At 42.2% G+C, this 9,197-nt stretch carries 6 protein-coding genes; 5 read left to right on the top strand and 1 reads right to left on the bottom strand.

Annotated features, from left to right (window positions below):
• Window positions 1–965 (bottom strand): heparan-alpha-glucosaminide N-acetyltransferase domain-containing protein (locus Q0X72_RS09880; protein WP_297764696.1); only part of this gene is annotated, 965 nt, incomplete at its 3' end.
• Window positions 966–1,094: 129 nt separating this feature from the next.
• On the opposite strand from Q0X72_RS09880, the gene Q0X72_RS09875 reads away from it, so the two are divergent.
• The 5 genes from Q0X72_RS09875 (at window position 1,095) to Q0X72_RS09855 (ending at window position 9,088) form a co-directional block, all read left to right on the top strand.
• Window positions 1,095–1,640, top strand: coding sequence for an NADPH-dependent FMN reductase (locus Q0X72_RS09875; RefSeq protein ID WP_297764694.1), 546 nt, complete (start codon window positions 1,095–1,097; stop codon window positions 1,638–1,640).
• A gap of 80 nt (window positions 1,641–1,720) precedes the next feature.
• Window positions 1,721–3,028, top strand: coding sequence for a tRNA lysidine(34) synthetase TilS (gene tilS / locus Q0X72_RS09870; RefSeq protein WP_297764691.1), 1,308 nt, complete (start codon window positions 1,721–1,723; stop codon window positions 3,026–3,028).
• Complete coding sequence (locus Q0X72_RS09865) at window positions 3,025–5,022, top strand: cytochrome c biogenesis protein CcdA (protein WP_297764687.1); 1,998 nt, start codon at window positions 3,025–3,027, stop codon at window positions 5,020–5,022. Before tilS ends, Q0X72_RS09865 begins: the two co-directional genes overlap by 4 nt.
• A 51-nt stretch (window positions 5,023–5,073) precedes the next feature.
• Complete coding sequence (locus Q0X72_RS09860; RefSeq protein WP_297764684.1) at window positions 5,074–7,470, top strand: penicillin acylase family protein; 2,397 nt, start codon at window positions 5,074–5,076, stop codon at window positions 7,468–7,470.
• 82 nt (window positions 7,471–7,552) lie between these two features.
• A complete protein-coding gene (locus tag Q0X72_RS09855) occupies window positions 7,553–9,088 on the top strand; it encodes a YifB family Mg chelatase-like AAA ATPase (RefSeq protein WP_297764681.1) in 1,536 nt (511 codons plus the stop codon).
• Window positions 9,089–9,197: the final 109 nt, after the last annotated feature.

Below are 9,197 nucleotides of genomic sequence, written 5' to 3'. Positions count from 1 at the left end.
AGCGAGTGATCAAAAAATCGATATAATCCCTGTCCGGTAAAGCTTCCATAAAGTATCACAAAATGGATCACATAAATCGATAACGTATTTTGACCAATGCGCAAGAGGTTTGGCTGGGTCAAATAATGCCTGAATACCATAAAGAGGGCAAAAACTATCAGCACGTCACCAAGTCTTATAAACAAGTAATTGTTTAAGGCAATCTCATTGAAGAGGGAGATGCCGCCTAATTCAGATAAGGAGGCAAACAATGGCGAAGACAAGTACAACAGGCTTATTCCTACTATGGCAGATAGCCCGATTGCAGTAGGGTATAGGTTACTATGTGATGTGTACTTTTTAAATAGCACCGATAAGAAAGCACCAAAGGCAGTATAACCTACCCAGGGAATGATGGTAAATACTGACCCATTAGCTCTGGTAAAATAATTGGCGAACATTTCAGGTAGCCAGGAAAAGGTCCATTCAGAATATATAGGCTCAAAAAGGAACAAGGTTAGTGTAATGCCCAATAGTGCAGTGGGCATCACCCAAGTTTTTTGACGTGAGGTTAGCAGGAAAACCGCGATGATCACCATGATAGATATTCCAATACAATGCAGTACGTCTACCAGAAAAAACGCATTGTACAACTCGCCTTTAAGCAATCCAAACAGATTTAAGCGCAAGAGATATCCTATCACCAATAATTCCAGGCCTCTTTTTATTCCCTTACGGATCCGGGGGTTATCAAACCCTAATTGTGGAACACGGATAAGCAAATAAGTAAAGATAAAACCAGAGACCGTGAAAAAGACCGGAGCTGTGATGCCTCTAAAATAGAGCCATAGGCTATAAACACTGCTGCTGGTATCCCTGAAAAAAGGATCGAGGAGGCCATCGACAAAATGGCCCTGAAGCATCATAAGGATAGCCCAGGCCCGCATGGCGTCAATAAAATGAAGTCTTTTGGTTTTTACTTCCATACCATTATCTTACCTATATACTTAATTGACAGGCCGTTTGGATGTTTGCGAGGGCAAAATTAGCTAAAAAGTTCTCATTTAAATCTAATTTGGGGTATTTTCGCTTTTTTCTAATTAAAAAAGTAGTAAATGAGCAGCATCATGGCCTTTGCAGGTAGTAATTCTTCAACCTCTATCAATTTCGCATTGGTAAAATACACCGTATCACTTCTTTCAGATCAAAAGGTACAAGTCATGAACATGGCACTGTTCGATCTGGAAATGTTTAGCGAGGATTACGAAAAGAAACATGGGTACACCAATTCTCTCATAGAATTAAGGGATGATCTCCATAAAGCAGACGGCCTTATCTTGTCTGTGAATGAACACAATAGTAACCCCTCTGCCTATTTTAAAAATCTGATTGATTGGTTATCTCGTCTGGAACGCAAATTCCTGGAGAACACTAAGATATTTCTTATGAGTACTTCTTACGGAAAACGTGGCGGTATGAGTTCATTGGCAAAGGTAGAAGAGATCCTTCCCCGTTTTGGGGGTGAGGTGGTCGCTACTTTTTCCCTACCCTCATTTAAAGAAAACTTCGATGCAAAGAAGGGCATTATAGATGCAGACCTATCGGAAGCCCATCAAAAGGCTTTTTCAATATGGCTCCATAGTCTATCTACAGATAAGTAAGCACCCTGCATTGAACTTCAAAGTCGAGCCAGAGAAATTGTTCTTATCAGACAGACGTCTTTCTTTCTTACCTTTGCGAAGTGTTTAATGCCTTCAAGGACCATATTGAAAAGAACTTTCCTCAACTCCTGAGACAGCCTGGTGCTGTGGCTTGCAGCGGGGGTCTAGACAGTATTGTACTTACACACTTGTGTTCGCAAATGGGAATGCAAATATCGCTGGCCCATTGTAATTTTAAGCTTCGTGCCGGCGAAAGTGAGGAGGATGAACTATTTATAAAGCAATTAGCGGAGCAATTAAATATCCCTCAGTTTATAACCCACTTTAACACCAATGAATACGCTTCCAAGAATAAGCTATCCATTCAAATGGCGGCCAGGGAACTGCGATATCAATGGTTTACCGAACTTATGGATAAGGAAGAACTTTCCTGGGTATTGACCGCCCACCATTTAGATGATTCGCTGGAAACCTTCTTAATTAACCTTTCCCGGGGTACCGGTATTGAAGGGCTCAGCGGAATCCCACCCAATTCCAATGGTATCATAAGACCTCTCTTGCCATTTAGCAGAGCAGAGATCATGGAATACGCCCAGGAGGAAGGCTTCGCTTGGCGTGAAGACAGCACTAACGAAGAGACCAAGTATTTGCGGAACAAGATCAGGCATGAGTTGGTACCGGTTCTCAAGGAACTTCACCCAACCTTTCTGGAAAATTTCAAAAAAACTGAGGAATATCTCTCAGATTCTGCAAAATTGCTTTCAGATTATTCCAACGAACTAAAAGAAAAACTCTTTGTTCCCTATCATCAGGGATTTAAGATAGCAGTAAGCTCACTTGAGGAACTCAATCCGCTTCAGGGATATTTGTATGAACTTTTTAAGGAATACGGTTTTCATTCCTGGAAAGATATGGAGTCTTTACTATCGGCTATGAGTGGAAAGGAAGTCCATTCTAAAACACATCGACTTATAAAAGATCGTAAACATCTGATCCTTTATAAATTACAGGATAAATATGAAGCAAAAGATGAAGGTAGCACTTTAGATGAATTGAGTGAACTACCTATTGAACTGAAAATTGAAAAGGTTGAGCAGATAGAAGAAAAGAACAATACCATACTATATGTAGATAAAGAAACGTTAAACCATAGGTTAACGGTAAGGAAATGGAAAAAAGGCGACTATTTTTACCCTTTGGGAATGGATGGCCAAAAGAAGGTTGCCAAATTCTACAAAGATGAGAAAATGGATGCCGTAGCCAAAGAGAATCAGTGGCTCTTGTGTTGTGGAGATGAAATTGTTTGGATCATCGGAAGAAGGGCAGATAACAGATTTAAAATAACGGCATTAACCAAGAACATCCTTAAGGTAACAGTAGCAGAATGAAGTATCTGATAACAAGTATAGTACTCTTTATTTTTTCTTTTTCTGTCTGGGCACAGACAGAGGAAGATGCTGTTAAATGGACTCAGGAACTACAAAAAACAGGAGCCTCCGAATATGAATTGGTCATGAAGGCCGCTATTCTGGAAGGTTGGCATGTATATTCCCAGTTCACAGCGGAAGGTGGTTCACTACCAGCCGAGTTTACCTATGTGAATGCCGGAATCGACTATGAATTGGTTGGCAACACAAATGAAAGTGAAACGCTCAAGGTATACAGCGATATTTTTGAGGTGGAAGAAACCTATTTCAAGCACCAGGCTATTTTTAAGCAGAAAATAAGGATGCTGAATCCTGAGATTCGGCAGATCAAAGTAAACTTGTTCTATCAGGTTTGCAAAGAAGTTTGTATACCTCAAGACAAGGACTTTTATTTTACTCTAGACGGAAAATCGGCTGTAATTGCGGTCGAAACCATTGATGATAGAAGCAGGGAAAAGGCCGCTGCCCTCAAATTAGACCTTAAGAATAAAGAGGTGCTGCAGGTAGTAGGAGACGAAGCATCCCAAAATGAGAACGGCCTGTTAATGATCTTTGGTTTGGGTTTTCTGGGGGGATTAATAGCCCTGTTAACTCCATGTGTTTTCCCAATGATCCCGTTGACAGTATCCTTTTTTACAAAGAAATCGCAAAATAGGTCCACTGGGATCATCAATGCCTCCTTGTATGGCTTTTTTATAGTATTGATCTATTTCCTGTTGAGTTTGCCTTTTCACATTTTTGATTCGGTCGACTCTCAGATCCTGAATACAATAGCGACTAATATTTGGTTGAATGTTTTCTTCTTTCTGATCTTTGTCTTCTTTGCCTTTTCCTTTTTCGGATACTACGAGCTTACCTTGCCCAGTAGTTGGGCCAATAAGATGGACTCCGCTTCAAATAAAGTAGGCGGTGGTCTGGGGATCTTTTTTATGGCCGTAACCCTTGCTATTGTTTCTTTCTCATGTACCGGCCCTATACTAGGTGGCCTTTTAGGCAGTACGGCATTGGCAGAAGGAGATGTTGCCATGAATCTTTCGGCTGGGATGGTCGGATTTGGGGTAGCATTGGCTTTGCCCTTCGGGTTGTTTGCTCTTTTTCCTACCTGGTTACACAGCCTCCCAAAATCGGGTGGATGGATGACCACAGTGAAAGTTGTACTTGGTTTCCTGGAGTTGGCATTGGCCTTTAAATTCTTATCAAATGCCGACCTGGTTGGGAATTGGGGTCTATTTAAAAGAGAGATCTTCCTGGGTGTATGGATCTTGCTATTTCTTTTAATGACCGGTTATTTATTTGGACTCTTCCGTTTTCCGCACGATGGTCCTAAAGTGAAATTATCGATGGCCAGAAAAACCACCGCAGTGGTGAGTGGACTCTTTACGCTATACCTTATTTTAGGCACTTTACAGATCACCAATCTTAAACTTTTAAGCGGATTCCCCCCGCCCGATTTTTATACGGTGATGGAACAGGAAAGTGATTGCCCTCTTGGGATAGAATGTTTTAAGGATTTTGAGACAGGCAGGGCCTTTGCCGAATCACAAAACAAACCAATCTTGTTAGATTTTACAGGATGGGCCTGTGTAAACTGTCGCAAAATGGAGGAACACGTTTGGAGTGATCCTAAAGTATTTCAACTTATAAACGAAGAATTTGTCTTGATTTCCCTGTATATTGATGACCGCGAATCCTTACCTGAAGAAGATCAGTTTATGTTCCAATACGATTCTGGCAGGGTCAAAGCCATTGAAGAGATAGGGGAGAAGTGGGGCACTTTCCAGACCATCAATTTTAATGCTGCTTCTCAACCTTACTATGTCTTGCTTTCTCCAGACCTGTATGTCCTCAGTTCCTCCATTCAAAATACTGATACGGCCACCTATGAAAGCTGGTTAAAAGAAGGACTGAAAAATTACCAGACCTATCAACGAAATATTGCCGTAACTCAGCGATAAAACAAATTTCGTCAGCAAAAACACTATCTTTAAACCAAGAAATTAACTAAGGTGAAGACTGTCAGGAAAATAGGGTGGATACTAGTGGGTATCATGGGAATAGTGCTTGTTGTAGCGTTTATAATAGTGCAGCAATTAAAGCCGGATTATTCTGGCGAAAAGGGCATGAAAAATCTTTCTGCCGATGTAACTGTTACCTATGATCCTTATGGCATTCCTCATATTGAAGCTTCACGGGAAGAGGATGCATTCAGAGCGCTGGGCTATGTGCATGCGCAAGACAGGCTCTGGCAAATGGAATTATTGAGGAGGGTTGCCGTGGGCGGATTATCAGAGGTGTTTGGTAAGGATCTCATATCTACAGACAAGTTTTTCCTTTCACTCGGTATTGATGATGCCTCGGCCAAAAGCGTAAGTGAGTTAGATCCAAATAATCCGGCTGCCTTGATTTCACAAGCGTATTTAGACGGAATTAACCAGTTCATTGAAGAAGGGCCAACCCCTATTGAATTCTACCTAACCGGCCTGGATAAAAAACCCTTTATGATCCGGGATATTTATAATGCCGTGGGATATATGGCCTTTAGTTTTGCCATGGCCCACAAAACGGATCCTCTCTTAACTACTATTCGCGATTCTATTGGAGAGTCTTATTTAAAGGACCTTGAGATAGATAGTTCTCCAAGTACGGTTTGGATAAAGAACTACACGCAGGAAGAAGTCATGAGTGCTGCCGCCATGGTCTCACAAGTTTCAGAAGTGCTTGCCAGGGTGCCGGTACCACAGTTCATTGGTAGTAATAGTTGGGTGATTGGCTCGGAAAAAACAAAAAATGGGAAGGTCATCTTTGCGAACGACCCACATATTGGATTTGCACAACCCTCAGTTTGGTATGAGGCACACGTAAAAACACCAACCTATGAAAAATATGGCTATCATTTGGCAGGCGTTCCTTTCCCTATGTTAGGTCATGATTATAAGATAGCATATGGATTTACCATGTTTGAGAACGATGACGTGGACTTCTATTATGAAACACCAAATCCGGAAGATAGCACTCAATACAAAACCCCGGATGGATGGAAAACCTTTGAAATAGTTTCAAAAACCATCAAAGTTAAAGATGAAGAGGATTATGTGTTCACTTATAAAAAGACAGAACGAGGTCCGGTTTTAAATGGAATAGCCAATCAGGTAAAAGGGGTTCGACCTATCAGTATGGACTGGATCTATACCAAAGGGGAGAATACGGTCATGGAGTCCTTGTATGGGATTAGTCATGCCGAGAATATGGAGGAATTCAGGGAGGCTCTGCCATTGGTTCATGCCCCCGGTCTTAATACTATGTATGGCGATGCGGAAGGCAATGTGGCCTGGTGGGCATCTGCCAAGTTATATCAGCTAGGCGATAGTACCAATACCAAGTTTATCATGGACGGCAGTATTGGGCAGGATAAGAAAGTACGGTATTTAGATTTTTCCGAAAATCCGCAAGCCGTAAATCCGCCATGGCATTATGTATATTCAGCCAACAATCAGCCCGATTCTATTGCAGGCATGTTATATCCGGGATATTATTTACCTGAGAACAGGGCCAGGCGCATTGTTTCTCTATTAGAGGCGAAGGACGATTGGGATGCGGCGGCTGTACAGGGCATGATCACGGACGGAGTGTCTTCAGTAAATTCGGCTATTATCACAGATCTGTCCAAATTGATCACTGTAAAGGAGCTTAATAATCAACAGGCATTAGTTCTAGATCATTTAAGCAAATGGAATGGCGATTATACTACCACCAATGCCGAGGCAGCCATTTTTCACAGATGGATCTATTACTTTTTAAAGAACACTTTTGAAGATGAATTGGGAGAAGACCTCTTTGAAGATTTCTTGAGCACTCATTTTCACAAGCGACTTATTGCCCCCATGGCGGCTAAGGACAATTCTGTATGGTGGGATAATGTTCAAACGCAGGATACGGCAGAAACTAAAAAAGAGATCGTTCAAACCTCGTTTCTCCACGCTTTTGAATCGCTTGAAAATGATCTGGGAAGTGATATTTCAAAGTGGACATGGAACAAAGTTCATACGCTGGAACACGGCCACCCGATAGGTCAAATTGCCGCCTTGCGTTCCTTTTTTAATGTAGGCCCATTTCCGGTATCCGGCTCTAGGGAAGTGATCAACAATATGGCATTTCCGTATAACGGAGGATCCGAGTTTAATGTTACGGCAGGTCCTTCCACCCGGCGAGTGATCGATTTTTCTGATGTAGAGAGCAGTATGAGTATTTTACCTACCGGACAATCCGGAAATCCTTTCAGCAAATACTATGAAGACCAGGCAAAAATGTTTGTCAATGGTGAATTCCGTAAGATGCTGTTGAATCCCGAAGAAATTAAAGAGTCTGCCGCTTCCGTTCTTATCCTTAAGGCATCCAAGCATTAGCAACACCTTCTTTTAACTCTTACTGCATGTATAATGCGGCTTTAGACCGTACTTTTTAGCGAACCATTGAGGAACTCTTTGAATGCTGACAAAAGTGTACGGCAGTGCCGTTTTTGGGATAGACGCTACTACCATAGTTATTGAAGTCAATATCGATAAAGGCATCGGGTATCATCTGGTAGGCCTGCCAGACAATGCCATCAAAGAAAGTAATTTTAGGATCGCAGCGTCCCTTCAGAATAATGGGTACAAAGTACCGGGAAAGAAGATCACTATTAACATGGCGCCTGCTGATTTGCGAAAAGAAGGTTCTGCCTACGACCTTCCCATAGCCCTGGGTATTCTGGCGGCCTCTAAACAGATAAAAGCAGAACATCTGAGTGAGTATATAATCATGGGAGAACTATCCTTAGATGGCGGCGTACAAGCTATTAAAGGGGCATTGCCTATTGCTATCAAAGCCAGGGAAGAAGGATTTAAGGGGCTAATTGTCCCAAAAGCTAATGCAAATGAAGCTGCCATCGTAAAAGACGTGGAGGTATTTGGGGTTAGTAGTATACAGGAGGTGATCAACTTTTTTGACAAAGCTCTTTCAATAGAACCTACTGTAATTGATACCAGAGCTGAATTTTACAAGCACCAGCAGGAACTGGAGGTCGATTTTTATGATGTAAAAGGGCAGGAAGGTATAAAACGTTGTATGGAGATCGCTGCTGCGGGGGGTCATAATATTATCTTGATAGGTCCGCCGGGTTCAGGAAAGACCATGCTTGCCAAAAGACTGCCTACTATTCTTCCGCCTATGACCTTAAAAGAAGCCTTGGAAACCACCAAGATCCATTCTGTGGTGGGGAAGGTATCTAATCTGGGACTCTTGTATCAAAGACCCTTTAGAAGTCCGCATCATACTATCAGCGATGTCGCTTTAGTTGGGGGTGGTACCTATCCACAGCCCGGGGAGATCTCACTGTCTCATAACGGTGTCTTGTTTCTTGATGAGCTACCGGAATTTAAACGAAGCGTACTGGAAGTGCTCAGGCAACCCCTGGAAGATAGGGAAGTAACTATTTCCAGGGCCAGGTTTACCATCACCTATCCCAGCAGCTTTATGCTGGTGGCCAGTATGAACCCGAGTCCGTCCGGGTATTTTTACGATCCCGATGCCCCCATCAGCTCTTCCCCGGCAGAAATTCAGCGCTATCTGGGAAAGATCTCCGGGCCTTTGCTGGACAGGATCGATATTCATATTGAAGTAACACCCGTGCCTTTTGAAAAACTGTCTGAAGATAGAAAAGGGGAGGGGAGTGTGGAGATCCGGAACAGGGTAATTGCCGCCCGTGAAATTCAAACACAACGTTTTCAAGAGACTACACAAGTGCACTATAATGCACAAATGGGCAAAAAGCAGATACAGGCTTACTGCCAATTGGATGCGTCTTCATTATCACTTTTAAAACAAGCTATGGACCGACTCAAACTCTCCGCCAGGGCGTATGACCGTATTTTAAAAGTTTCAAGGACCATCGCCGACCTGTCTAATATCGAAAACATTCAATCCGAGCATATTGCGGAAGCGATTCAGTATCGAAGTCTGGATAGGGAAGGGTGGTTGGCCTAGTAAAAGTCAGAAGAATTAAATAAAGTAGGAAGTACGAGGATCTAATCACATATTGGCTGTCTAAAATTTAATCTACTCCTTTTTTTAGTACATTTCATTATGTCTAAAA

Origin of the sequence: uncultured Muriicola sp. (genome assembly GCF_947258935.1) — a bacterium.
Classification (GTDB): domain Bacteria; phylum Bacteroidota; class Bacteroidia; order Flavobacteriales; family Flavobacteriaceae; genus Muriicola.
Note: the sequence above shows the minus strand (reverse complement) of the source record. Positions and strands in the feature narration are given on the sequence as shown.